We start from the raw sequence: 24,774 nt of genomic DNA on the forward strand, positions 1-24,774 counted from the left end.
ATAAATGGCGAAGATAACGAGGCCCGATACGCCATTTAATAAATTTTAAATATATTTTTAAATTTTAAGCTATTATTAATCTTAGCGTTAAATTTATGTTATAAAGATTTACTACAATTACACACAAAGCAAATCATTTTTGTTATTCCTTTTACTGATTGAGGCCTTGGCTAAACCAAGGCTTTTTCTAAATTTTATAAGCTTTATGAGTAGAGTTTATAAAATTTATTTAAAGGAGATGTTATGAGAAAGACTTTGAGTTGTGTTGCACTAGCCTCTGTGCTTTGCTCGAGCGCTTTTGCGATAGGCGGTCCAAGCGGGGCTAAACTTGACTACGCTATCACTGGGCAGATCGGCGAAGTAGTGGTAAATCCTTACGATACTGCCCCACTTACAGCAGTCATCAAAAATGGCGGCTACACACTAAGCAACGCTAAGGTCACTATCGTGCCAAAACAAGGCGGTCAAACTATAAGCTACAAAGTGGCTGACAAGCATCTTCGCACACATGGTGGCATTCCAGTTTTTGGCATGTATCCTGACTATCAAAACACCGTTGAGGTCGAGTATGACAAGAGCTACAAGGGCAAGACTGAGCATATAAAAGAGAGCTATAAAATTTACGCCCCAGCTATCTACCTAGAGAGCGCTGGCACGCCAAATCAAAAGGGCGCACTATTTGACAAGATCGAGGTTACTAAGCCTGCTAGCGCTAAATTTGCAAACCGCCTCTACTACGTAAATAACTTTGTCAATAAAACAGGCAAGGGCACAAAAGTCGTTTGGAACAACCCGGCTGGCGGTGCGATCGAGTGGAACTACAGCCCAAATAACTTCATCCTTGATACAAAAGGCGAGGTTAGATGGTATCTTGAGCCAAGTAAAATTTACGACCTAAAACAGCCATTTCACGCTGGCGTTATGATGGGCTTTAAGCAAAATGACGACGGCGCTATGACTTGGGGATATGGCCAAAGATACGCAAAATACGACATCATGGGTAGAGAAATTTTCAACCGCGAGCTACCAGCTAGCTACAACGACTTCTCACACTCAATGGACGTAGCACAAAACGGACACTACTTCTTGCGCGTGGCAAATGCCGACTACAAAAGGGCTGATGGCAAAAACGTAAGAACAGTGCGCGACGTCATCGTTGAGCTTGACCGCGACGGCAACGTAGTTGATGACTTTAGACTATATGAAATTCTCGATCCTTACCGCGACATCGTGCTAAAAACGCTTGATCAAGGTGCAGTTTGCTTAAACATAGACGCTAAAAAAGCAGGCCACACAGCAAGCTCTGATGAGCTTCAGTCTATGGATACACACGATAAATGGGGCGACATAGTTGGCGCTGGTCCTGGACGCAACTGGGCACACGTAAATAGCGTGGATTACGATCCAAGCGATGATAGCATCATCATCTCAAGCCGTCACCAAGACGCAGTTATCAAGATCGGCCGTGACAAACAAGTAAAATGGATCATGGGCGCTCACAAGGGCTGGAGCGATAAATTTAAAGATAAGCTGCTTCAGCCAGTCGATAGCAAAGGCAACAAGATCGTCTGCGAAGATGAGTACTCAAAATGCCCAGGATACGAGAGCGACAAAGGTGGCTTTGACTGGCAATGGACGCAACACACAGCATTTAGGATAGATAGCAAGTCTAAAAAAGGCGAAATTTACCTAAGTGTCTTTGACAACGGCGATACAAGAGGCATGGAGCAACCAGCCATCGCTGGCATGAAGTACTCTCGTGCGGTTATTTATAAGATCGATGAGAACAAAAAGACTATCGAGCAAGTTTGGGAGTACGGCAAAGAGCGTGGCAAAGAGTGGTATAGCTCAGTTACCAGCCTTACAGAGTATCAAACTGACCTTGACAGCGTTATGGTCTACTCAGCCGTCGCTGGCATGCAGTTTGACATAGCAAAAGGTCGTCCAGTAGGACTTCCTAGCCCACATATCAACGAATTTGAGTGGGGCGCAAAAGAGCCTAGCATCGAGATAAAGATGACAAATGCTATGGGCTATCAAGCGTTTCCATTTAGCTTGCAAAAAGCGTTTGAAAAGTAAATTTTTTCCTCCTTTGCTTCGGCAAGGGAGGCTTTTAGTTTTGTTTGATTTTAAAATTTATTTGCTATTTTGCTCTTTTAAAACAACCTTTGCATTTTTCTCTCTTTTACAAAACTCTAAAAAATTTAATCCATTTTTTGTATCGTCATTTAGCCCGATGCATCCAAAACCTCTCTCATCATGCGGATAAAGCGCTAAATTTAGGCTTGGAAAGATAAAAAAGCACCACTCGTTTAAGGAGTATGTATAGAGCATGAGTAGTTTGGCTAGATCTTTGATCTCATCAAATTTTAAAGCATCTATCCTAAGGCAGATGGCAGGTAGCAAAATTTCATTATTTATACCAAGATCAAAGTGCTCATTTGGCTCTTGCAAGATGCCTAGCTTTTTAAATTTATCGTGCAAATGTTTTATTTCAAGCGTTTCATCGCTCAAGTTAGTATCGTCGTAGTTTAAGGCGCTTTGGAGTGGCTAAAGGAGTTAAATTTATATCGCTAAGCTTTAGAGCATTATTTATTAAGCTTGAGAGTTTTTACGCAATGTATGATGTAATCTTGCAAGCCTTATAAACTAAGAGCCTCTCGCATAGAAATTTCTATCTTTTTCTCATCAAGGCTGCCATTGTAAAATAAATTTAACGCCAAGACCGCTTGATACAAGAGCATATCAGCTCCGTCTTTGCATGCTAAATTTTGCCTTTTTGCCTCTTTTAAAAATGGCGTTTGCTTGCCGTAAATAACATCAAATGCAAATTTGGCATTTTTAAAAATGCTATCTAAAATCTCTTTTGGTGCTGGCAAAAGATCATCTTTTAGCCCTGCTGAGGTCGAATTTACCACTAGATCAAATTTATGCTCTTTATAATCATCCCAGCTAAAGCACTCGTAGCGATCTTTAAATTTATCAAGTCTTACCTTGCTTCTATTTAGTATGCAAACATCTATGTTTTGTGATCTAAGTGCGTAGGCTAGGGCGTTTGCAGTGCCTCCAGCTCCAAGGATGATGGCACTTTTTGCCTCTTTAAAATTTGATATCGCTTTTAAAAAGCCAGGTGCGTCAGTGTTGTAGGCATAAATTTTCTCATTTTTTAGCACTAAAGTGTTTGCAGAGCCTATTTTACGTGCTGCTTCTGAGGCGTCGTCGGCTAAATTTAGAGCAAATTCTTTATGCGGGAGTGTGACATTTGCGCCGTTTAGTTTTAGGGATCTAAATTTATTGATTAGCTCATTGCCATCTTTTAGCAAAACCCTAGTATATAGGGCATCAAGAGCTAGATCGGCAATGGCTTTGTTGTGTAGTCTTGGAGATACCGAGTGAGCTATCGGATCTCCAAAAACTGCGAAGGTTTTCATTTTGCTCTAAAGACAAAAGCGTCTTTATTAACATCTTTTCTTATGTCATTTACAGCTTTTTGTAGCCCTTTTTCATCAAATGGACCAACTAAAATTTTAGTTAGCTCGCCAGCTTTTATAGTCTTATAGCTATATCCTTTGGCTGCTATTTTTTTCATATAGTCGGCATTTGGGTTAAATTTGCTAGTTGCAAATACTTGTACATAAGAGCCTTTTGCGACGCTCTCGGCTTTTGCTGGAGCTTCAGCTTTTTTTTCTACCTTAGTTTCAGGTTTTTTCTCAGCTTTAGTTTCAGCTTTCTTCTCGGTTTTTGCCTCAGTTTTGGCTGGCTTTGCTTCAGTTTTTTTCTCTGCTTTAGCTTCGTTTTTTGTTTCAGCTTTTTTAGCTGGAGCTTCTACTTTTGTTTCAGCTTTTTTAGGTGCTTCAGCTGGATGCTCGACAGCTTTTACTACCTCTTTTGGCTCTTCAGTTTTAGGAGCTGATTTTGCACCTTCTTTATCTTTTAGCTTTTTGATCATATCTTCAAAATCATCTTGCTGCTTATTTTCAGGCACGATAGGCACTTGCTCGAAAAGCTGAGTATCGCCTTTTTTAACATCTGAATTTGTATCTTGTGCAGGCACCTGTGTATCGACTGGCTGCTCTGCTGGCACTGGAGGCAGAACTAGTCTTGAGTCAGCTTCGTTTTGTGCTTGTGTTGAGTCGCCTGAGTTTATAAGCTTCATGGCTACGATGATGATTAAAAATAGTATAACAAGAGCTGCTATAAACATAAGAAGTTTCTTTAGTTTTGCGCCCTTTGCCTCATCATCTTTTTCTAAAAGTATATCTTTTAACTCTTCGTTTTCCATTATCTCTCCTTACATATATTTTGACCAACTTGCTCCGCGCTCTTTTTGATAGAGGTTATATGGCAAAGTTAGGATGTTAAATTCTTTTGGCATATCTTGATTTGGGAACATTCTCCACTCTTTGGCTAACTTTTGTGAAAGCTTTGCGCTTAGCATATTTGCAAGCGTGCAAGCTTCATTTAGCGTAGTGTGACCTTTATGCACATAAAGGTGCAAATGTCCTGGGGTCTTAGTCTCATAGGCTGTGAAATTTATAAAGCCTTCTTCTCTTAAAAGAAGCTGCGCTCTATGCCAAAACCTATCTGGAGTTCTGCCGTTGTAGTCAAAGACTATGTTTTCGACCTTGTCACTTGCATTGATTAGCGAGTGGGCGATTATAGCTTTGCCATCCTCATGCTCTTTCATGACACTATAAGTTAGTGGTTCATTGATCTTTTCAAATTTATCAAAGAAAATTTTGCCCTTATACTCTATCTTATTGACGATCGTGTCACGTTTGATGTAGTAGTGGGTCGTTATTATCTTTATAAGAGATGTATCAATACTTTGCATCAAAATGTCGCTTTATCATAGATTATAAATTTATGAGCTAGTTCTTTTAACTCGCCCTTGATCTTCTCTTGTAAAGATGCGTTGTTGATGTCGCTTAGCACGTCAGCTATCTTGTTTGCTATTAGCTCAAACTCAGCCTCTTTCATGCCACGAGCTGTTAGAGCTGGGCTACCTACACGTATGCCGCTTGTGATAAACGGACTTCTTGTCTCGCCTGGAACTGTATTTTTATTTACAGTTATGCCAGCATTTCCTAGAGCGATATCTGCGTCTTTTCCGCTAAAATCGCGGTTTAAGAAGCTCATTAGGATTAGGTGGTTATCAGTGCCGCCACTTACTAGATCAAAGCCTCTACTTATTAGCACTTCGCCAAGTTTTTTAGCGTTTGCTTTTACTTGTTTAGCGTAAATTTTCCACTCAGGGCTAAGGTTGTGCTTAAAGCCAACTGCCTTTGCAGCGATGACGTGAACTAGTGGTCCGCCCTGGATGCCTGGGAAGATAGAAGAGTTTATCTTTTTAGCGTACTCTTCGTTGTTTGTCATTATTATACCGCCTCTTGGGCCTCTTAGAGTTTTATGTGTAGTTGAGCTTACGACGTCGCAGTGTGGGAAAGGATTTTGATGCTCACCAGCTACTACAAGACCAGCGATGTGAGCAACGTCTGCAAATAGTATCGCACCAACAGCGTCAGCTATCTCTCTAAATTTCTTAAACTCGATCTCTCTTGTGTATGCGCTCGCGCCACAAACGATCATCTTTGGTTTTACTATCTTTGCGATATCCATAACTCTATCGTAGTTTATGCGACCATCAAGCTCGACGCCGTAAAAGAAGCTCTCATACATCTTGCCAGAGCTGCTTACCTTTGCGCCGTGTGTTAGGTGTCCGCCGTGGCTTAGATCCATGCCTAAAATTTTATCGCCTGGGTTAAGCAAAGCACCATAAACGCCTTGGTTTGCCTGAGAGCCTGAGTTTGGCTGAACGTTTGCAAATTCGCATCCAAAGAGCTCTTTGCATCTATCGATCGCGATTTGCTCGATCTCATCGACAAATTCGCAGCCACCATAATATCTCTTTCCAGGGTAGCCTTCGGCGTATTTGTTTGTTAGGATTGAACCCATCACTTCCATGACTTCTGGATATGTGAAATTTTCGCTAGCGATCATCTCAAGGTGGTCACACTGGCGTTTTAACTCTAAATTTACTAGGTCGTAAATATCTTTATCATAGCTTTGCAAACTCATTTTTCGTTCTCCTTTGTCTCAGTTTTTAGTGGCCTCATCGCTGGGAAGAGGACAACGTCGCGTATTGATTTTTTATCTGTTAAAAGCATGACAAGCCTATCGATGCCTATGCCTTCGCCTGCAACTGGTGGCATGCCGTATCCTAGGGCTTTTACATAGTCCTCGTCCATCTCGTGAGCCTCGTCATCGCCTGCATTTTTAGCGTCGATCTGCGCTTTAAAGCGGTTGTATTGATCGATCGGATCATTTAGCTCGTTAAAACCATTTGCCAGCTCTCTACCAGCGATAAATAGCTCAAATCTCTCTGCCACGTCAGGATTTGTGTCGCTTCTTCTTGAAAGTGGGCTTATAGAGATCGGATAGTCGATGACAAAAGTTGGGTGGATGAGCTTACTCTCTACGTAGTTATCAAAGAGTTCAGCCTGTAAGTGGCCAAGATCAAGCTTCTCGTTTGCTTCAAAGCCATCAGCTCTTAGTTTTGCTAAAATTTTAGCCTTGTCGCTTACGACATCTTCGGCAAGTCCGCCTATCTCAACTAAGGCTTTTTTATAGCTTATGCGTTTAAATGGCTTGCTAAAATCAATCTCCATGCCATCAAAATTTATTACTTTCTCCATGCCAAGTTTTTCTAAAATGACATTAAATAGATCCTCTGTGATACCCATTAGATCGTGGTAGTTGTGATATGCCCAGTAAAACTCGATACTTGTAAATTCAGGGTTGTGGGTTAGGTCCATACCCTCATTTCTGAAGTTTCTATTCATCTCATAAACAGCCTCAAAGCCACCAACTACAAGACGTTTTAGATATAGCTCAGGTGCGATCCTTAGGTATCTCTCAACTCCAAGAGCGTTGTGAAATGTCACAAATGGTTTTGCATTTGCACCGCCAGCTATTGGGTGAAGCATCGGAGTTTCAACCTCTAAAAAGCCCTTTTCTTCAAAAAATCTTCTAATCGTGCTTATAATCACCGAGCGCTTTTTAAAGTCAGCCCTAACTTCAGGGTTCATTATCATATCAAGGTATCTTTGGCGGTATCTTGTCTCTACATCAACTAGCCCGTGGTACTTCTCTGGAAGCGGACTTATTGATTTTGTAGCTAAGTTAAGCTCATTTACATGCATTGAAAATTCGCCAGTTTTTGTTATAAAAGCGTAGCCTCTAACATAGACGATATCGCCTATTTCTACATATTTTTTAACGATTTTAAACCACTCTGGATCAAGCGTTTTGTTACTAAAATAAATTTGTAAATTTCCATTTTCATCTTCGATGTTTGCAAAGACCGCTTTACCAGCGTCACGGATCAGCTTTATCCTTCCAGCAAGGCCTACTAGCTGCCCCTCTGCTTTTTTCTCTTCTGTATCTTTTATATAGTTAAATTTAAGTCTAAATTTAGAGATATTCATATCTCTTCTAAGAAAATGTGGATATGGATTTATGCCTAAATTTCTAAGCTCATCTATGCTTTCTAATCTTTGAATTTCATGTTGGTTGTCAAATATCACCTTACTTTCCCTTTATATTATTTTTTGAACATTTTTCGCAAATTCCATAAAGCTGCATCATGTGACCAGTTAGTTTAAAGCCATGCTCTTTTGCAATGCTTATTTGCCTTTTTTCTATCATAGGATCTTCAAACTCTATGATAAGGCCGCATTTTCTGCATATCATGTGGTCGTGGTGTGGCTTTGTGGCAAGCTCAAATTTCTTGCCTTGCGAACCAAAGCTGATAGATGTTACCATCTCTGATTCTTCAAGTAAATTTAGCGTTCTATAAACGGTTGCGATGCCGATATTTAGCTCAGGGTAGGTCTCTTTTATAAAAAGATATAGCCTTTCTGGCGTAAAGTGTTCGTCGTTGTTATAAAGCGTTTTTAGCAAAATTTCACGTTGTTTTGTATATTTTAAACCATTATCGCGAAGAACTCTTTTAAATTTCTCAAGTAACGCATCGTATTCTAAATTTTCTATCATCTCACTCCCCTTTGGTGACGTTTGTGTCGGTATTTGTGCTCGCATTTGCATCCATTGATATAAACGCGTCAGTTTTGTTTGTATCCTTTGGTCTTGCTACCATTTCGTCTATTTCGTTTTTGATATTTTTCACATCGATATTTGTTATCCATCTGCCAGTCTCAAGTAAAAGCGGATAGACTTTGCTGTTTGTGAAATATGGCTCGGTCATTTTGTTTAGCGAAGTGCCTGACATCACGGCAACGACTGCTGAAAATGTGAGAAAAATTTTGCCACTTCCCATGACAAATCCACCAAGCCTATCTAAAAAGCCAAGCCCGCTTACTGAAACTATCTTTGATAAAAATTTACCAACCAGCAGACAAACCAGCCAAAAAACTAGCCAAAGTCCGATAAATGCGACAAATTGTAAAAATGAAGGATTTTCAAATTTATATATATTTTTACTTATAAAACCCTCAGCCACATCTGAAAACCTGCTAGCAACAACTAAACCGCCGATAAGTCCGATGAGCCCAAAAGTCTCTTTTATGAGGCCATTTATTATGCCCTTTATGCCCAGCATCAAGACAAGGGCGATAATGATAATGTCAAACCAAGTTACTAAATCCATCATACAGTTCCTATTAAATTTTGAAGTTCTTGCTGGCTAGTCGAGTAGGCTAGCGCATTTTCTTTTGTGATCAAGCCCTCTTTTAGCGCTTTCATCAGCGCTTGAGTCTGCGTGCTCATGCCAGTTTGTTGCTGATTTAGCTGCATTTGAGAGTAAATTTGATGCACTTTGTTTTCGCGTATCAAGTTTGATATCGCCATGTTATTTATCAAAATTTCATGCACAGCGCACCTTCCGCCGCCTATTTTTGGTATCAGACTTTGTGAGATGACGGCAGTTAGTGAAACGCTAAGCATATTTCTTACTTGAAGCTGCTCACTTCCATCGAAGCTATCAACGATCCTATTTATAGTTTGTATGGCTGAGTTTGTGTGAAGCGTACCAAAGACTAGGTGTCCAGTCTCAGCCGCTGTAATGGCCGTAGAGATCGTCTCTCTATCCCTCATCTCGCCCACAAGTATGATATCTGGGTCCTCACGAAGTGCAAATTTTAGTGCTTTTGAGTAAGAGTGCGTGTCAGTGCCTATATTTCTATGTGAAAATAGGGCTTTTTTGTTGTTATGTACAAACTCAACTGGGTCCTCAACGGTGATGATGTGCTTTCTATAATTTAAATTTATCTCATTAAGCATCGCCGCAAGCGTTGTTGATTTACCACTGCCCGTTGGTCCAGTAACTAGGATAAGGCCCTTTTCGCGTTTGATGATATATTTAAAAATTTGTGGCGCATTTAGATCATCAAGCGAAGGTATATCGATAGGTATGATACGAAAAGCTGCAGCTAGATCGCCATTCATCGTGTAGTAGTAGTTGCCACGAAAGCGGCCGATATTTGGAAGCTCTATGGCAAAGTCAAGCTCTTTGTTGTTCTCAAGCTCGCTTTTTTGGGCGTCTGTGATAAGCGCGTAGCATAAATTTTCTATATCTTTGCCGCTTAGCACGCCAAATTCAAGCGGCCTTAAAGTGCCATCTATCCTTATCTGAGGCTCAGACCTTGAGACTAGGTGGAGGTCACTAGCTTTGTTAAAAACAACGGTTTTTAGAAGCGTTTGGATGTCACCAGAGAGATTGCTCTCTGATGCTTTGGCTTGAGCGTCCGAGCTTTGCGCTCTTAGTTGTTCGATTAGATCCATATTTTACTCTATGATCTTTGGCACGGCAAAAAAGTGTCCCTCGCGTGAAGGGGCGTGCTTTAAAATTTCATCGACAACGTCACTTAAATGTGGCTCATCTTCTCTTAATGGAGTGCCACCTTTTATAGAGCTAACTACGGCCTCATCGCCGCTTAGATCAAGCTCGTTTAAAACATCGACAAAAGATACGATTTCACTTAATTGCTTCTTGATCTCTTCTCTTTTTTCATCATTAATTTGTAATGCTGAGAGTTTTTCTAATTTATTTAAAAGAGTGTCGTCTATTTGCATTATCAAGCAACCTTTTAATTGATTTTGAGGCATTATATCACATTCAAGCTTTAATTTTGGGCTACTTTTAATTTAATTATGCTAAAATCTGCGAATTAAAATTTTTCAAAAGCAAGGAAAAACGTTGGCTATAAAAGAAGACTTAACCGAGATAAAAAAAGAGATCGACGCCCAAGAGCAGTTTCTTGAGAGTATGATCAAGGGAGAGCGTTTTTTTAGGAAATACAAAACTTTGCTGATCGTGCTATGCGTGGCAGCTATCGTCGCACTCATTGGATTTTACGCTAGTAAGGTTTTAAACGACAACAGAGTCGAAGAGGCAAATTTAGCCTATTCAAAGCTTATTTTAAATCCAAATGACGCAAACGCTTTAAATGTTTTAAAGGAGAAAGAGCCAAGCATGTATGCGCTTTTCTCACTTGGTCAAATGCTCGATAAAAACGACACAAAAGGCATTAGTGAGCTTGCAAATTTAAAAGTAAATCCGATCGTAAAAGATATCATTCTTTCACAAACTGGCGATGCAAATACTCAAATTTTAAGTGAATACAACGCACTTTTAAAAGGTTTTGAGCTTTTAAAACAAAATAAAATCAAAGAGGCAAATGTGGAATTTGACAAGATCGCACTTGACTCACAACTACAAACTTTAGTTAAAAATCTAAAACACTATCAGGGAATAAAATAATGAAAAAACTTACACTATTCTTGGCATTTGCCTTGGCTTTAGTTCTAAGCGGATGCGGCACAAAAAGACAATATTTTGAGCCTGCGCAAACTTCTGGTGAGATATCTTTGTCAAAAGATCTTCCTTCTTACATCAAATCAGCAAATGCAAACGGCGCAACGCTAGATAATGGCAACATCATCACTAAAAATGGGCTAAATAAAAGCGTTATCTTGCCTGAAAATTTCAACTTCTTAAATGAAAACAACGGCTTTGTCATCTCAGCTAGCATAAATGGCGATCTAAACGTTACTGATCCTAGCGGTCACAGCGTTTATAGTGGTAAATTTCCAACTGCGATCGTAGCAGCCTCACTTGATCAAAACCAACTTGCAGCTATCAGTGCATCAAACCACATCTATCTAATCGACATAAACACAGCTACGACACTAATGGAGTATAGCTCTTCTGACATCGCAGCGGTTGATTCAAGAGTTGTGGCACCTTACTTCATGAGCTCACTCATCGTCTATCCAGCACTAGATGGCAAAATTTACATCGTGCAAAAAGATACTGGTAGAATTTTACGCGACGTGGTCGTAAGCTCTGAAAATTTCTTTAATAACATCATATTCTTAGGCGTTGAAGGCGATAATCTAATCGCAGCAACAGCCAAAAAACTAATCGTCATCAACCCAAGTCAAACAGTTTATTATGACGGTGAGATCAAAGATGTGCTAGTTCATAACGATGAAATTTATATCTTTAAAAAAGATGGCACGATAGTAAGAACAGACCTTATGCTAAAAGAGCAAAATAAGGTAAATTTCAAATTTGCTATCTTCTCAGCGGCAACTATCATCAACAATAAGCTCTATGTCATCGAAAAAACAGGCTATGTTATAAAGACAAATTTAGACCTTAGCGGAGCTGAAATTTATGAGTTTAGCGACGAGATAAAAGATAAAAGCTTCATGGGAAATGGCGCATTTTACTACGATAATGAGTATGTTAATCTAGGGCAATGAACCAAAAAATTTGGGAGCTTTTTGAAGCTAAAAAGATCTTGCTAAGGGATCTAAAAAGACTTGATCTTAGCGAATTTACCAAGAAACGCTCGCTTGAGGCGTTTTTTGGTATCGATACAAAAAATTTCTACGAGATCGTTTTTTTAAGAAACGCAAAGAGCAGGCTTTTGGTCAAAGAAGCCAGCGAGATAGATGAAATTTGCACTAAATTTGAGGAGAAATTTCAAACCAAGATCAAAAAACGTGTGATTTTTTACAACTCTCAAATTTGCTCAAAATCCCTAAACTACTTCAAAGAGCAAGGCTGGATCTGTTATGATTTTGTGTGATATCGGCAACACCAACGCCTCTTTTTTGCAAAATGGCAAGATCACACACATAAAAGTTAGCGAATTTAAAAACTACAAGCCAGATGAAAAGGTCTATTTTATCTGTGTAAATGAAGAAATTTTACGCATGGTAGATAAGGATGAAATGTTTGTAAATTTAGAGTCTTACTTTGAGATAGACACGATATATCAAGGTCTCGGAGTAGATAGAAAAGCGGTTTGTTATATGATAAATGATGGCGTTATAGTAGATGCTGGAAGTGCTATCACCGTTGATATAATGGCAAACTCACTTCATCTTGGCGGTTACATCTTGCCTGGTATCGCAACTATGTTAAATGCCTATAAAAGCATCTCTCCACGCCTTGATGTGACGCTAAATTCGCAAATCGACATCGACGCACTGCCGCAAAAAACGAGCGATGCTGTGAGTTACGGCATAATAAAGCCCATTATCACGCTCATTTCAAAGCTTGCAGGCAGCAAAAAAGTATATTTTACTGGTGGAGATGGCGACTTTTTATCTAAATTTTTTAAAAATGCCATTTGCGACAAGATGCTGATCTTTCGTGCCATGCAAAAAATAATCGATGAGAAAAAGGAAATTTTAAAATGATAACAGTAGCCTTGCCAAAGGGCAGGATAGCGGAAGATACACTAGAAATTTTTAGAAAGATTTTTGGCTCGAGTTTTTTGTTTGAGGATAGAAAACTCATCCTTGAAGAGGGAAATTTTAGATTTTTAATGGTTCGCAACCAAGATATACCAACATACGTCACCGAAGGCGCTGCAGATATCGGCGTGGTCGGCCTTGACGTCCTTGAAGAGCATAAGCCAAATGTGGTGAGGCTGCTTGATCTGCAAATAGGCAAGTGCAAGGTCTGCATCGGCATAAAAAACGAAGATGAGCTTGATTTTTCAAGGTCTGAGCTAAAGATCGCTACAAAAATGCCAAATATCACTAGAAATTACTTTGCCAAGCTTGCCGTTGGCGTCAAGATCATAAAGCTTTATGGCTCGATCGAGCTAGCACCGCTTGTTGGGCTAAGCGACGCGATCGTCGATGTGGTCGAAACTGGCTCAACTATGAAGCAAAATGGGCTAAAAGTAGCTGGTGATATCATGCAAAGCTCAGCTTACTTGATCGCAAATAAAAATAGTTTTATCATCAAAAAAGATGAAATTTTGGAGCTTTATCAAAAGATAAAAGATGAAATTTCAAAGTAAAAATTTGAAAAAAAGCAAATAGCACAAATAAAGGAAAAATGGTTAAGGTAAAACATTGTTGTTCTCAAATGAAAGAGGCAACGAAATTAAATTGCAAGATTCATAACAATATTTATGATTGTCCAGATGTACTTATCTCGTATTATTCTAAATTTGATGAATATGGAATTATAATTCACGATGGTGGCACAAGTAGCATTTCAATTAAATTTTGCCCTTTTTGTGGTACAAAATTACCAAAATCAAAACGAGATAAATGGTTTGACAAAATGGAAAAATTAGGAATAGATATTGATAATGATGAAATTCCTAAAGTATATTTAAATTATGGTTGGTGGTTGAAGAAGTGATTGAAAATTATTTTTAACTCTTTTTTAATCAACATAAAAACTAGTTGTTGCCAATTTTAAACGGCTGCCGCATAAAAGATCTTGAGAAATTTCTATTTAACTAGATGTAAAAGCAAGATAAAATGCTTAATATTTTTTTGTCCACTCACAATGGCGGCGTGTTTTGTTAGAGTTTCTTAAGACCGAGCAGATATAACTTTGTATAAAAACAGCAAATTTGCTTTAAATTATGCTGGTAAAATTTGATCCAAAATGGTAAATTTTATTTGATACAGTTAAAATTTAAATGGAAATAACGAGCAAATTCAGATCAAAAAATAATAATTGTTTTTGCATTTTAAATTTTTAACTTTTCTTGATAGTTAAATTCAACCCAAAACAACAAATTTAACCTAAATTTTCCCGCCAAACATCTCATACATCGCTTTTTCCTCGCCCCAAAGCTCGCGGTGCTTTTTGATAGATGATTTGATAGCGTTTATGAGATAGAGCACATCCTCTTTTGTATGCGTGTAGTGCATGCTCACCCTTACAAAACCTGGCTTTTTCTCTAAGATCTTATTCTCTTTAAGTCCAAGCAGATCAAAAGCATAAGGCCCAGCACACATCACGCCAGCGCGGCTTTGTATGCCGTGGTTGTTACTAAGTGTTGCCGCAAAGTCATAAGGCGAAATGTCGCGCGCATTAAATGAAAAAATAGGCAGTTTTTCTGCATTTTTAGGGCCATAAATGGTGATATCTTCGATGCTGCTAAGCTCTTTTACAAAGAAATTTGCTAGCTCATCTTCGCGAGCTTTGACGTTTTCTACTCCTACACTTGCTTGCAAGTTGTAGGCTAGGCTTGCTCGCACCAGCCCCAAGATAGATGGCGTGCCAGCCTCCTCAAGCTGCTCGGCATTTTTTATAAAAAGGTGTTTTGAGGGCGTCGCAAGTGCGATGGTACCGCCACCTGCAAAGCTTGGTATGTCGCTTGTGTAAAGCTCTTTTTTGATCGCTAAAAGCCCACAACTCCCAACTCCGCCAAGTAGCTTGTGAGGAGAGAAAAAGGCTGCGTCAAAGTATGCGGCGTCTAAAATTTCATGCGAGCTGGTTGCTGCGCAGTCAAATGCCACCACCCCGCCAAATTTTTTAACGAGCGAGTAAATTCTCTTGTAGTCGGTTTTTACGCCCGTGACGTTTGAGGCGGCGCTAAAGCAGGCGATGATCTTTCTTTTTGCGTTTAGTTTTAGCGTCCTCTCAAGCATCACATAGTCTATCTCGCCGTTTTCATCAAGTGTTATGCGCTCGCAGTCGCAAAGCCCCTCGCGAAAGCTGATCTCGTTTGAGTGGTGCTCATATGGGCCAACAAGCACTAGTGGTAAATTTACGCTTCTTAAATTTGCTTCGCCTATCAAGGCTCTTGTCGTTGGCGGCAGATAAATTCCTATTATCTCCTGAAATTTCTTTATCGCAGCCGTTGCGCCTTGACCAGTTGCAATGAGATAAAAGCTATCATCAAGCCCCAAAAGCTCCTTTAACTCAGTCCTTGCGTTTTCGTAGCGTTTTTGCGTTAGCACGGCGCTTGAACTGCTGTCTGAGTGAGTGTTTGCGTAGGTTTTTAAAAATTTTGAAATTTCATCTTCGATAGGTGCATAGGCAAGGCCTGAGGCCGTGTAGTCAAAATAGTAAATTCCATCTTTTAAAATGATATTTTTTCTTACTTCATCTATGGTTGGCACGATTTTCCTTTTGGTTAAAAGCGTGATTATAATGAAATTTTGTATAAAGTGAGGTTACAAGCGGGCAGGGCGCCCACTCGCGTGATTATTTGTTTAAGAAGTTTTTTTCTAACCACTCGTTAGCTTTTGCTTCACTCTCAAATCTTTGGCTCTTAGCAACTTGGTTTGCACCCTCATAAAAACGGATACGAATGCCGTCTTGAACGCTATCGATCTTGATTCTAGTGATCTTATCTTTGTTTAGATAAGTCCTGTCGTTTAGTTTTACATACATGTTTTCTCCTTTTAAAAATTTGGTTTATTTTTTATCGTTTTTCTTTTCGTCTTGTTTTAAAAATAGCTCTTTAAAGCGCTTATTTGCATAGTCTTCGATGTCGTTTTGAAGCTGTTTATAGGCGTTTATGAGCTCATGAGCTCTATCATTTAGCGTAGTGCCAGCACTATCTCCGCCACCTTGCTTGGTCGTAAAGAGATCTTCTTTTAAATTTTTTTGCAAAATTTGTAGATGCGACCAGCATTTTTTATAGTTCATACCTAAAATTTCAGCTGCCTTTGATATCGAGCCAACCTCGGCTATAACGTCTAAAACTTCGGTTTTACCCTTGCCAAATATAAGCTCGCCCTCGTCGTTTTCTATCCAAGTCTTTGTCTTTACTCTCATCTTTTTGCCTTTCTTTTCCTTAAAACAGCCTAGCTGACAGTACTTCACGTCAAAGCCGTAGTCTCTAAGCGTCGAGCGCATGGTCTTTAGGCCACCGCTAGCTGCCGCCATATCCCTTGCATCTTTGCAAAAAACTCTGCCCTTTTCGTCGCTTACTTCTTTTAGTTTTAGTGACAATGTAAATTTACCGCGGTCTTTATCAAGAGCGCCAAACTGGCCAAGCTCGCAGTTGTCTATCTTGATGCCAAGTCTGGTCGCCTCATCGCTCACTTCGCCAACTTCTATGCCAAGCTTATTTGCGATCTTAAAAGCCGTGCCGCAGTCAAGTTTGCCGCTTTTATTTAGCGTTTGTTTTATTAACTCTTCTAAATTTTTACTCATAAATTCTCTCTTCGCCGCTATAAACGTTGATATTTTCGCCCCTTGCAAAGCCGCAAAGCGTGAGCTCAAATTTACGAGCGATCACCACGCCAAGGCTAGTCGGTGCTGTCCTTGAGATAAGCGCTGGGATGCCGTGCATAACGGCCTTTGCAACCATCTCTGAACTAAGCCTGCCACTCACCATCAAAAATGAATTTGCTAAGTTAGCTCCGTCTAAAACAGCCTTACCAACGGCTTTATCGATCGTATTGTGCTGAGCGATATCCTCGCCTATATAAAATTTATCTTCGCTCACAAAAAGCTTTGCCGTATGCACGCAGCCAGTCATCTCATAAAGCTCGCACTGCGTGTAAAACTCCTTCATTTGTGCAAGGATCATATCTTTGTTAAATTTAGCCCCGCTTTTTACGGCTCTTGCTGCCATCGCCTGTGGGTCGATATTTGCCGTTGAGCTTCTGCCACAGCCACTTATTATGACCTTCTCTTCGTCAAACTGCTCTAGGCGTTTTTCATTCACTTTGGCGCTTACATAGACGCTTAGCTCGTCGGTTGAGAGCCTAACTTCAGCTATGTCTTCTGGCTTTGTGATGACATTTTCGCTGATCAAATAGCCCACAGCAAGCGCCTTTTGATCGGTAGGCGTTGCCATAACGGCACCAAATTTTTTGTCATTTATGTAAATTTCAAGCTTGATCTCACGCACCAAAATATCATCAACCTGCGCTTTTTGCTCGCCTTTATATTTGATGATCTGCGTTTTATAAATCGGTTCCATCTTGCTCCTTGAAGTTTTCACAAATGATAGCCCAAAAAGCTAAATTTAATTTTGGATTGTAGTAAAAACTTGCTTAAACAAAGCAAAAAGCTTAAACGCATTTTGATACGAAATAAACGTTATTGTGATTAAAATTTGATATGCAAGATAGGCATATTTCTTAAAGTATAAAATTAGAGAAAATAACAAATTTTATAGGTGCAAAAAGCACCTATAAATTTACGCTTTTAGTTTTAGTCTGTCGCCAGCGTAGTAAGCGATCTTCCAAACAGTAGTTTGTTTTAGGTCTTTTTCGCCATAACCTCTTGCAGCAACTCTGTCATTGTAGATTTTTTCGATCATATCTGACTCGCCAACTAATAAAGCCTTTGTAGAGCACATCGCAGCACAAACTGGCACTTTGCCTTCAGAAATTCTATCTTGTCCATATACTTCGCGCTCTTCTTCGCTATTAGTTGGTAGCGGACCGCCTGCGCACATGGTGCATTTATCCATTACGCCTCTTGCGCCAAAAGCACCATCCTTAGGGAATTGCGGTGCGCCAAATGGGCAAGCATACAAGCAGTATCCACAGCCTATGCAGATATCTTTATCGTGAAGCACGATGCCATCAGCTCTGATGTAGAAACAATCAACTGGGCAAACAAGCGAACAAGGTGCATCTTCGCAGTGCATACATGCGATTGATGTTGAAATTTCTTTACCAGGCATACCTTCATTTAGTGTGACGACGCGGCGTCTTCTAACACCGATAGGCAACTCATGAGCTTCATCGCACGCTACCGCGCAACCGTTGCAATCAATGCATCTATCTGTGTCGCAGTAAAATTTAAGTCTATTGTTATCGTTAAATGCGCTCATATTATGCCCTTTCTATGCGGCAAAGACCGCCTTTTGTTTCTGGAATTTGAGTGACTATGTCATATCCGTAGTTTGTTACGGTATTTGCGCTCTCACCAACTGCAAAAGGTCTTGTTCCCTCAGGGAAATTTCCAGTCATATCAACACCTTGCATATATCCAGCCCAGTGGAATGGCAAGAATATCATATTAGGCTTAACTGATGGCACGATCCTTGCGCGAACCTTGATCTTAGTGCCCTCAGGTGAATGAACCCAAACAAAATCCCAATTTTTAATGCCATGTTTGGCAGCTAGCTCTGGGTGGATGTCGGCAAACATCTCAGGTGTAATGCGCGATAGATACTTGCTAGCACGCGTCTCCATACCAGCACCACTGAAATTTACGAGACGAGCTGTAATGAGGTTGATAGGGAATTCTTTTGAGAAGTCCTTACTTTGCTGCAAGCTCTTATACTTCGTATAAACGCGGTAGTGATTTGGTTTATCCTCAAAACTTGGATATTTTTGCGCAAGATCCTGACGCTGTGAGTGGATCGGCTCTCTGTGTTGAGGGATCTGATCAACAAATGTCCAAACTATCGCTCTAGCACGTGCATTGCCATATGGAGCGATGTTTTTCTCCAAGCATTTTGTTGCTATGATATTACTATCATCAGTTGACCAGCTAGCTCCGATCCTTGCTTTTTCATCATCAGTTAGTGTGATGCCTAAAATTTTCTCGATATTGTCTTTTTTGATCTCAGGATATCCGCCATTTATAGATGAACCAACTGGCGCTGAGCCTTCAGCTGCTAGCTGGCTAACACCGTTGTGCTCTAAACCAAAGCGGTTTCTAAAGCCCATTCCGCCTTCGCGAACTGATTTATGTGTATCATAAAGTATTGGGCTACCTGGGTGATTTTCTGTCCAGCATGGCCATGGAAGTCCGTAGTATTCGCCTTCAACAGGAGTGCCAGGCTTGCCAAGAGATGTTACTTCATCGAATTTATCCCAGTTCTCTTGGTGGCGTTTTAAGCGCTCAGGTGTCCAGCCAGTCATACCGATAGTTTTTATAATATTTGCTATCTCGTGAGTAGCAGCTTCTGGCCACTCTATCTTGCCGTCAGCATCCCTTATAGTGCGAGTTAGCTCGTCATAGAAGCCTATACGTTTAGCTAGTTCAAATAACAATTCATGATCAGGTATGCTCTCATAAAGTGGTTTGCATACTTGGCTTCTCCATTGACCACTTCTGTTTGTAGCTACGACTGTGCCGCTAGTTTCATACTGAGTTGAAGCAGGGATGATATATACATTATCTTTTTTATTTGTTATAACGGCAGCGTCATTTACAAACGGATCTACACAAACAAGTAACTCAAGTGCATCAAGACCTTCTTGAACCTTTACTTGTTGTGCAGTAGATGTTATGCCGTTACCTATAACTACAAGAGCTTTTAGGCTATCTCCTGCATTATCGATCGCATCATTACCATCTTTACCATTTAGCGTACCAGCCCACCAGCGTGCAAGTGAAAATCCTGGCTTAAACATCCACTCAGGCTTGATAAAATTCTTTTGCAACCACTCGAAATCAACCTTCCACATTTTTGCAAAATATTTCCAGCTTCCTTCGTTTTTAGCGTAGTATCCAGGCAAGCTATCAGGTGCGTTTGCCATATCAGTTGCACCTTGAACGTTATCGTGGCCTCTTAGGATGTTACATCCGCCGCCACTTACGCCCATGTTGCCAAGCACTAGTTGCAAGATCGGAGCTATACGAGTGTTTGAGCTACCTATTGTGTGCTGAGTTAGACCCATCGCCCAAACGACTGAGCCAGGGCGGTTTTTGGCATAGACTTCTGTGATCTCTTTAAGAGTTGCAGCTGGGACTCCAGTCACATCTTCAACGACTTCAGGTGTCCATTTTGCAGCCTCTTTACGGATCTCATCGATGCCGTATGTGCGCTCATCTATAAATTTCTTATCTTCCCAGCCATTTTCAAAGATGAGATTCATCATGCCATACATGAATGGTATGTCTGTGCCTGGGCGAATTTGTGCGAAATAATCAGCCTTTGCAGCCGTTCTTGTATATCTTGGATCGACAACGATCAGCTTTGCGCCATTATTTTCTTTTGCTTTTAAAAAGTGTCTAAAACCAACTGGGTGATTTACCGCTGGGTTTGCGCCGATTATAAAAATAGACTTCGCGTTTTGGATATCTCCAAGGTGATTTGTCATAGCTCCATAACCCCAAGTATTCGCCACACCGGCGACTGTAGAGCTGTGTCAAAGACGCGCTTGGTGATCTAGGTTGTTCGTCCCAAACATCGCAACGAATTTGCTTATATAATAGCATTGCTCGTTGCTATCTTTTGCTGAACCCAAAAACATAACCTGCTCTGGATTTTTCTCGCGGTAAGCTTTTAGTTTTGCACCGATCTCGTCAAGTGCTTGCGTCATAGAGATGCGTTGCCACTTACCACCAACTTTTTTCATTGGATATTTTACACGGCAGTGTGAGCGCACCATATCGATAACGTCTGCTCCTTTACAGCAGTGACCACCAGCACTTACTGGGTGATCTTGTGCTACTTCTTGACGCACCCAAACACCGTTTTCTACTTCTGCTAGCACTCCGCATCCTACAGAGCAAACTGTGCAGACAGTTTTTACTATTTTTGAGTCTGGAAATGGGTTTGCCATCTCTTGAGCTGTTGCTTCTCTTGTGACATTGCTTGCTGCAAAGCCGGCCGCTCCACTAGCGCCCGCTAATGCAGCCATTTTTAAAAACGATCTACGGCCGATGTTGTTTGGCGTAGCGTTTAATATAGCTTCAGACATTTTCATCCTTTCTTAAATTTCTATCAAATTTTATTTTGCTTGTTTATAGTAAAGTTCCCAGTTTTTGCTTCTTTTGTAAAGCACTTCGGTTTTTTTACTCTTTCCTGATTTTAAATTTTCATCAGCATTTGCTGCTACAGCACCGCTTGCTGCTACAGCACCAACTAGACCGACTTTTTTTAGAAATTCGCGTCTATTTTGCATATGTACCCTCCGTTCTTAGTTTTCTTATCCTGTTTTTTTCTCTTCTTATGCTTTCAGATCTTGAAAGACCATCGCTCTTTTTGTGGTCTATCTTGACTGGTTTTGGTGAGTTTAGTGCCACGCGCTCAAACGCGATAAATTCGTTTAGCAAAACGGCTACATCCTTGTAAATTTCACTATTTTTATGCTCATATAAATTCTCTATAAACTCATCAATGTTTGGATTTATAATATTTTTAAAAAGCTCCTCTTCGCACTCGTCAAATTTACCGATAAACTCGTTCATAAGCGTAAAGACAAAGCCCACGTTATCTTCATTCTCTTTAAATTTACTCTCATCTCTTCTGATGTTTGTCTTAGCTAAAATTTTACGCACATTAGCGCAAGCATGACCCACTTCATATCCCTCATCGTAAAAAGAGAGCGAGTTTCGAAGCGGACTTGGCGGAGTGTGAAAAATGTCATCAAATTCTGTGATCAAATTCTCTGGATTTTTTTCATTAAATTTACTTTTTATATTAGTAGCAGCTCGCGATACTTCATCGTTTAGGCTATATTCTTTGATAAGATCAAGCATTTTACTAAGGCCATCAAATCTCTTTTCATCTTCACTAAATACGAAGAATTTAGAGAAAGTAGCGTAGTAAAGTTTTCTGCCAGCTGCAAATTCCTCTTTTGTGCTCACCTTTTTCCTTAAATAGTTTTTTAACGACACTGAAACTATACAATTAATTGCCTTATTAATGTGGCTTAAAATAAAATAAATTAGAAAAGTTAAAAAAAGCTTAAATATGCCTTGATTGCATATTTAAAAAGACCATTTTTTGGGAGTTATATAAGATATGATTTTTTAGCATGATTATTAAAATTTAGCTCTTTTTTGATATCCATTTTTATTTTTGGGCTAAATTTAAAAAGTGGGAGTAAATTTTACTCTAAAGCTAGCATCGAGCCATCTTCAAATTTTAAAAATACTCGCTCGCCGATCTTTGTAATTTCATCATCGTGGCTAAAAATTTTGATCAAAAAGTCACCAACTTTGACCTTCAAAAGCTTTTCATTGCCCATGTAGAGCGAGGCCGAGTGCAAAATCCCTGAAATTTGACCCTCACCACCTGTTTTAGAAATTTTTATCTTACTTGGGTTGATCGTGATCTTGCTTTTACCTTTAAAATTTGAAGGTAAATTTAGCTTCGAATCATCGCCAAAGCTTAGCACGCCACCTTCTATCTCAAAGATATTTTTGTATTCAAATTCGCAGACTCTGCCCTTGTGTAAGAAAACGCACTCGTTTGCTAGCATACTAAGCCACTTCTCGTCGTGACTTGCGATGACAAAGCCGCAGCCATATTTCTCGTGCATCAAATTTATAGCCTTGCTAAAGAGCTTTGAAGTGCCAATATCAACGCTATTTGTCGGCTCATCAAGCAGATAAAATGGCGCTCTTAAAGAAAGTGCAAGTGCAAATGCGATGCGCTGCGTCTGCCCTGAGCTTAGCTCAAAGTGGCGCTTGTTTAAAAACTTCTCATCAAGTCCTACAAGTGCCAGAGCTTCGCTAGTTCGCTCCTCAAATTCGCTTAGTAAATTTCTACTTTTTAAGATGGCTTTGAAATTTTCTCTCACACTTCTTTTTAAAAGGGCAGGCTCAGGCAATAAAACTGAAATTTTACGCAGCATTTCAAGGCTTGGCTTGCTCTCTCCCCAGAGTGAAATTTCGCCGCTATTTGGGCTTTGCAGGCATGAGAGCACTCTTATTAGCGTGCTTTTGCCGCTGCCGTTGCTGCCCATTAGGGCGGTTATCTTTTTAGTATTTATATCAAGGCTTGGGATATTTAGGATCTCGCTTTTGCCGTAGTTTAGGTGTAAATTTCTTATCTTTATCAAAATTTGCTCCTATTTGTCGAGTTTTCTTAGCGCAAAGATCGCTAAATTTACTAAAAATGCGATAAATATCAAAACCATCGCGAGCGCTATACCCATGGCAAATTCGCCCTTGTTTGTTTCTAGCGAAACGGCTGTGGTGATCGTTCTGGTAAAGTACTTGATGTTGCCGCCTATCATCATCGCAACGCCCACTTCAGCCACGATCCTGCCGTAGGCTGTGGCGATGACTACCATGAGAGCGTAGCGTAGCTCATAAAGCACGCAAAAAACTAGCTTTGCTGGCGCGAGGCGTAAATTTAGGATAGTTAGATAGTGCTTTTTCTCCATATTTTCAACCACACTTGCAGTAAGCGAGATGATGATAGGAAGGGCTAGCACAAACTGGCCTAACATGACCGCTTTTAGCGTAAATAGTAAATTTAGGCTGCCAAGCGGGCCGTTTCTCGTGATAAAAGCGTATAAAATAAGACCAATGGCAACCGTTGGCATGGCTAGAGCTGTGTCACTTAGAAGGCGTAAAATTTTGCGACCTTTAAAGTCATAAAAGCCAAGCGAAAAACCAAGCGGAAAGCCCATAATAACAGCAAAAAGTATCGACACGCTTGATGTGTAAAGGGTAGCCTTGATGGCTGAATATGTTTCAAGATTGCCGTTTAAAAGTAGATTAAAGGCTTCTGTAAAGCCATTAAGTAAAAAATCCAAATATTATTCCTAATTTTTTTATTCATATTATTTTAATATGCTATAATACCACATTTTCTAAAAAGGAGAAAAATGAAAAAGATTATTTTAGGCTCACTAGCAGCCGCAGTTTTGGCGTTTGGTGCTGACAATGAACTAATCATGGCGACTACAACAAGTACAGATAACACTGGCTTGCTTGACGCGATCTACCCAGTTTATAAGGCAAAAACAGGTGTTGATATAAAATGGACAGCTGTTGGTACAGGTGCAGCTTTAAAGCTTGGCGAAGACTGCAACGCTGACGTACTTTTCGTTCACTCACCAAAAGTTGAGAAAGAATTTGTAGAAAAAGGCTTTGGCTTAAAAAGAAATGCCGTAATGTACAATGATTTCGTTGTTATCGCTGATAAATCAATCGCTGATAAATTTAAAGGTAAAGATATCAAACAAAGCTTTGAGCTTATCAAAAAAGATGGTATCAAATTCTTCTCACGTGGCGACAAATCAGGCACAGACAATAAAGAAAAAGGCATCTGGAAAAAGATCGCTGGCGAAGTCCCTGAAAAAGATAGCTGGTATATGCAAACAGGTCAAGGCATGCTAGCTACGATAAATGCTGCTGCTGAGCAAAAAGGCGTTACATTTACTGACCGCGGTACTTACATTAAATATGAAGCAAACCAAAAAGGTCATCCTGAGATGGTCATCATCAATGAGGGCGACAACGACCTTAAAAACTTCTACTCTCTAATCGCAGTAAATCCAAAACACTGCCCTAAAACTGACATCGAAAATGCAGAGAAATTTATAAAATGGGCGACAAGCGAAGAGGGTCAGAAATTTATAGGCGACTTCAAACTTCTTGACAAGCCACTTTTCACTCCAGACGCAAACACACGCAAGAACTAATTCAAAGGGCGAGCAATCGCCCATTTTTTATAAATTTTCATAATCTTTAAATTTATTTTTAATCACTTAAGCTAAAAACCAAATTTAAAATAAGACAAAAAATGGTAAAAAGCTCCGTAAATTCAGCGTCAAAGTAATATGCAAATTTTGCATATTACTTAAATTTTTTTTAAATAA

At 39.9% G+C, this 24,774-nt stretch carries 28 protein-coding genes; 8 read left to right on the forward strand and 20 right to left on the reverse strand.

Annotated features, from left to right (window positions below):
- The first annotated feature begins 243 nt into the window (after positions 1-243).
- Complete coding sequence (locus CVT08_RS01655) at positions 244-2,079, forward strand: aryl-sulfate sulfotransferase (protein ID WP_107856612.1); 1,836 nt, start codon at positions 244-246, stop codon at positions 2,077-2,079.
- 57 nt (positions 2,080-2,136) lie between these two features.
- On the opposite strand, the gene CVT08_RS01660 is transcribed toward CVT08_RS01655, so the two are convergent.
- The 10 genes from CVT08_RS01660 to gatC all read right to left on the reverse strand — a co-directional run bounded on the left by CVT08_RS01660 (position 2,137) and on the right by gatC (position 10,092).
- Positions 2,137-2,514: a hypothetical protein gene (locus tag CVT08_RS01660; protein WP_103599534.1), complete on the reverse strand. Its 378-nt coding sequence runs from the start codon at positions 2,512-2,514 to the stop codon at positions 2,137-2,139.
- Positions 2,515-2,642: 128 nt separating this feature from the next.
- Positions 2,643-3,431, reverse strand: coding sequence for a shikimate dehydrogenase (locus CVT08_RS01665; protein ID WP_107856613.1), 789 nt, complete (start codon positions 3,429-3,431; stop codon positions 2,643-2,645).
- Complete coding sequence (locus tag CVT08_RS01670) at positions 3,428-4,282, reverse strand: SPOR domain-containing protein (protein ID WP_107856614.1); 855 nt, start codon at positions 4,280-4,282, stop codon at positions 3,428-3,430. Before CVT08_RS01670 ends, CVT08_RS01665 begins: the two co-directional genes overlap by 4 nt.
- A gap of 9 nt (positions 4,283-4,291) precedes the next feature.
- Positions 4,292-4,834 carry a DUF1882 domain-containing protein gene (locus CVT08_RS01675; RefSeq protein WP_103566701.1) on the reverse strand — a complete coding sequence of 181 codons (543 nt, stop codon included), beginning with the start codon at positions 4,832-4,834 and terminating at the stop codon, positions 4,292-4,294.
- The gene (locus CVT08_RS01680) at positions 4,834-6,078 is read right to left on the reverse strand and encodes a serine hydroxymethyltransferase (protein WP_107856615.1); all 1,245 of its coding nucleotides are present in this window, start codon (positions 6,076-6,078) and stop codon (positions 4,834-4,836) included. The genes CVT08_RS01675 and CVT08_RS01680 overlap by 1 nt, the downstream gene beginning before the upstream one ends.
- Positions 6,075-7,583 carry a lysine--tRNA ligase gene (gene lysS, locus CVT08_RS01685; protein WP_230855963.1) on the reverse strand — a complete coding sequence of 503 codons (1,509 nt, stop codon included), beginning with the start codon at positions 7,581-7,583 and terminating at the stop codon, positions 6,075-6,077. The genes CVT08_RS01680 and lysS overlap by 4 nt, the downstream gene beginning before the upstream one ends.
- Positions 7,584-7,587: 4 nt before the next feature.
- Positions 7,588-8,055: a Fur family transcriptional regulator gene (locus CVT08_RS01690; protein WP_002941362.1), complete on the reverse strand. Its 468-nt coding sequence runs from the start codon at positions 8,053-8,055 to the stop codon at positions 7,588-7,590.
- A gap of 1 nt (position 8,056) precedes the next feature.
- Positions 8,057-8,668, reverse strand: coding sequence for a CvpA family protein (locus tag CVT08_RS01695; protein ID WP_107856641.1), 612 nt, complete (start codon positions 8,666-8,668; stop codon positions 8,057-8,059).
- Positions 8,668-9,801 carry a type IV pilus twitching motility protein PilT gene (locus tag CVT08_RS01700; RefSeq protein ID WP_009294808.1) on the reverse strand — a complete coding sequence of 378 codons (1,134 nt, stop codon included), beginning with the start codon at positions 9,799-9,801 and terminating at the stop codon, positions 8,668-8,670. The genes CVT08_RS01695 and CVT08_RS01700 overlap by 1 nt, the downstream gene beginning before the upstream one ends.
- Before the next feature lie 3 nt (positions 9,802-9,804).
- Positions 9,805-10,092 carry an Asp-tRNA(Asn)/Glu-tRNA(Gln) amidotransferase subunit GatC gene (gene gatC, locus CVT08_RS01705; RefSeq protein ID WP_103599529.1) on the reverse strand — a complete coding sequence of 96 codons (288 nt, stop codon included), beginning with the start codon at positions 10,090-10,092 and terminating at the stop codon, positions 9,805-9,807.
- Positions 10,093-10,216: 124 nt separating this feature from the next.
- Between gatC and CVT08_RS01710 the strand changes: the two genes are divergently transcribed.
- From CVT08_RS01710 to CVT08_RS01735, 6 genes are read left to right on the forward strand one after another with little or no spacing between them, the layout of a single operon-like run.
- Positions 10,217-10,780, forward strand: a complete 564-nt coding sequence (locus tag CVT08_RS01710) for a hypothetical protein (protein WP_103618072.1) — start codon at positions 10,217-10,219, stop codon at positions 10,778-10,780.
- The gene (locus CVT08_RS01715; protein ID WP_107856617.1) at positions 10,780-11,787 is read left to right on the forward strand and encodes an L-seryl-tRNA selenium transferase; all 1,008 of its coding nucleotides are present in this window, start codon (positions 10,780-10,782) and stop codon (positions 11,785-11,787) included. Before CVT08_RS01710 ends, CVT08_RS01715 begins: the two co-directional genes overlap by 1 nt.
- On the forward strand, positions 11,784-12,116 hold the full coding sequence (locus tag CVT08_RS01720) for a hypothetical protein (RefSeq protein WP_107856618.1): 333 nt from the start codon (positions 11,784-11,786) through the stop codon (positions 12,114-12,116). Before CVT08_RS01715 ends, CVT08_RS01720 begins: the two co-directional genes overlap by 4 nt.
- Entirely contained in the window at positions 12,103-12,732 is a 630-nt protein-coding gene (locus CVT08_RS01725; protein WP_107856619.1) for a type III pantothenate kinase, read from the forward strand. Before CVT08_RS01720 ends, CVT08_RS01725 begins: the two co-directional genes overlap by 14 nt.
- The gene (gene hisG, locus CVT08_RS01730; RefSeq protein WP_087581311.1) at positions 12,729-13,343 is read left to right on the forward strand and encodes an ATP phosphoribosyltransferase; all 615 of its coding nucleotides are present in this window, start codon (positions 12,729-12,731) and stop codon (positions 13,341-13,343) included. The genes CVT08_RS01725 and hisG overlap by 4 nt, the downstream gene beginning before the upstream one ends.
- Before the next feature lie 38 nt (positions 13,344-13,381).
- Positions 13,382-13,693, forward strand: coding sequence for a DUF6980 family protein (locus CVT08_RS01735; RefSeq protein ID WP_199906314.1), 312 nt, complete (start codon positions 13,382-13,384; stop codon positions 13,691-13,693).
- 392 nt (positions 13,694-14,085) lie between these two features.
- On the opposite strand, the gene CVT08_RS01740 is transcribed toward CVT08_RS01735, so the two are convergent.
- The 10 genes from CVT08_RS01740 to tupB form a co-directional block, all read right to left on the reverse strand.
- Positions 14,086-15,411, reverse strand: a complete 1,326-nt coding sequence (locus CVT08_RS01740; protein WP_107856620.1) for an aminotransferase class V-fold PLP-dependent enzyme — start codon at positions 15,409-15,411, stop codon at positions 14,086-14,088.
- Positions 15,412-15,496: 85 nt separating this feature from the next.
- Positions 15,497-15,685: a hypothetical protein gene (locus CVT08_RS01745; protein ID WP_002941192.1), complete on the reverse strand. Its 189-nt coding sequence runs from the start codon at positions 15,683-15,685 to the stop codon at positions 15,497-15,499.
- Between the two features lie 24 nt (positions 15,686-15,709).
- Complete coding sequence (locus CVT08_RS01750) at positions 15,710-16,453, reverse strand: winged helix-turn-helix domain-containing protein (RefSeq protein ID WP_107856621.1); 744 nt, start codon at positions 16,451-16,453, stop codon at positions 15,710-15,712.
- Complete coding sequence (fdhD, locus tag CVT08_RS01755) at positions 16,446-17,228, reverse strand: formate dehydrogenase accessory sulfurtransferase FdhD (RefSeq protein ID WP_107856622.1); 783 nt, start codon at positions 17,226-17,228, stop codon at positions 16,446-16,448. The genes CVT08_RS01750 and fdhD overlap by 8 nt, the downstream gene beginning before the upstream one ends.
- A gap of 219 nt (positions 17,229-17,447) precedes the next feature.
- Positions 17,448-18,089, reverse strand: coding sequence for a formate dehydrogenase FDH3 subunit beta (gene fdh3B, locus CVT08_RS01760; protein WP_103599522.1), 642 nt, complete (start codon positions 18,087-18,089; stop codon positions 17,448-17,450).
- A gap of 1 nt (position 18,090) precedes the next feature.
- Complete coding sequence (locus CVT08_RS01765) at positions 18,091-20,916, reverse strand: formate dehydrogenase subunit alpha (RefSeq protein ID WP_107856623.1); 2,826 nt, start codon at positions 20,914-20,916, stop codon at positions 18,091-18,093.
- Between the two features lie 30 nt (positions 20,917-20,946).
- Positions 20,947-21,120 (reverse strand): twin-arginine translocation signal domain-containing protein, encoded by a 174-nt coding sequence (locus CVT08_RS01770; protein WP_103571853.1) that lies wholly within the window; start codon positions 21,118-21,120, stop codon positions 20,947-20,949.
- Positions 21,110-21,805, reverse strand: a complete 696-nt coding sequence (locus CVT08_RS01775; RefSeq protein WP_103573740.1) for a TorD/DmsD family molecular chaperone — start codon at positions 21,803-21,805, stop codon at positions 21,110-21,112. Before CVT08_RS01775 ends, CVT08_RS01770 begins: the two co-directional genes overlap by 11 nt.
- 245 nt (positions 21,806-22,050) lie before the next feature.
- Positions 22,051-23,004: a tungstate ABC transporter ATP-binding protein TupC gene (gene tupC / locus CVT08_RS01780; protein ID WP_107856624.1), complete on the reverse strand. Its 954-nt coding sequence runs from the start codon at positions 23,002-23,004 to the stop codon at positions 22,051-22,053.
- Positions 23,005-23,013: 9 nt separating this feature from the next.
- Positions 23,014-23,706 carry a tungstate ABC transporter permease TupB gene (gene tupB, locus CVT08_RS01785; protein WP_107856625.1) on the reverse strand — a complete coding sequence of 231 codons (693 nt, stop codon included), beginning with the start codon at positions 23,704-23,706 and terminating at the stop codon, positions 23,014-23,016.
- Between the two features lie 72 nt (positions 23,707-23,778).
- On the opposite strand from tupB, the gene tupA reads away from it, so the two are divergent.
- Positions 23,779-24,597, forward strand: a complete 819-nt coding sequence (gene tupA, locus CVT08_RS01790) for a tungstate ABC transporter substrate-binding protein TupA (protein WP_103558927.1) — start codon at positions 23,779-23,781, stop codon at positions 24,595-24,597.
- Positions 24,598-24,774: the final 177 nt, after the last annotated feature.

This window comes from Campylobacter concisus, from assembly GCF_003048835.2.
GTDB classification, from domain to species: Bacteria; Campylobacterota; Campylobacteria; order Campylobacterales; family Campylobacteraceae; genus Campylobacter_A; species Campylobacter_A concisus_D.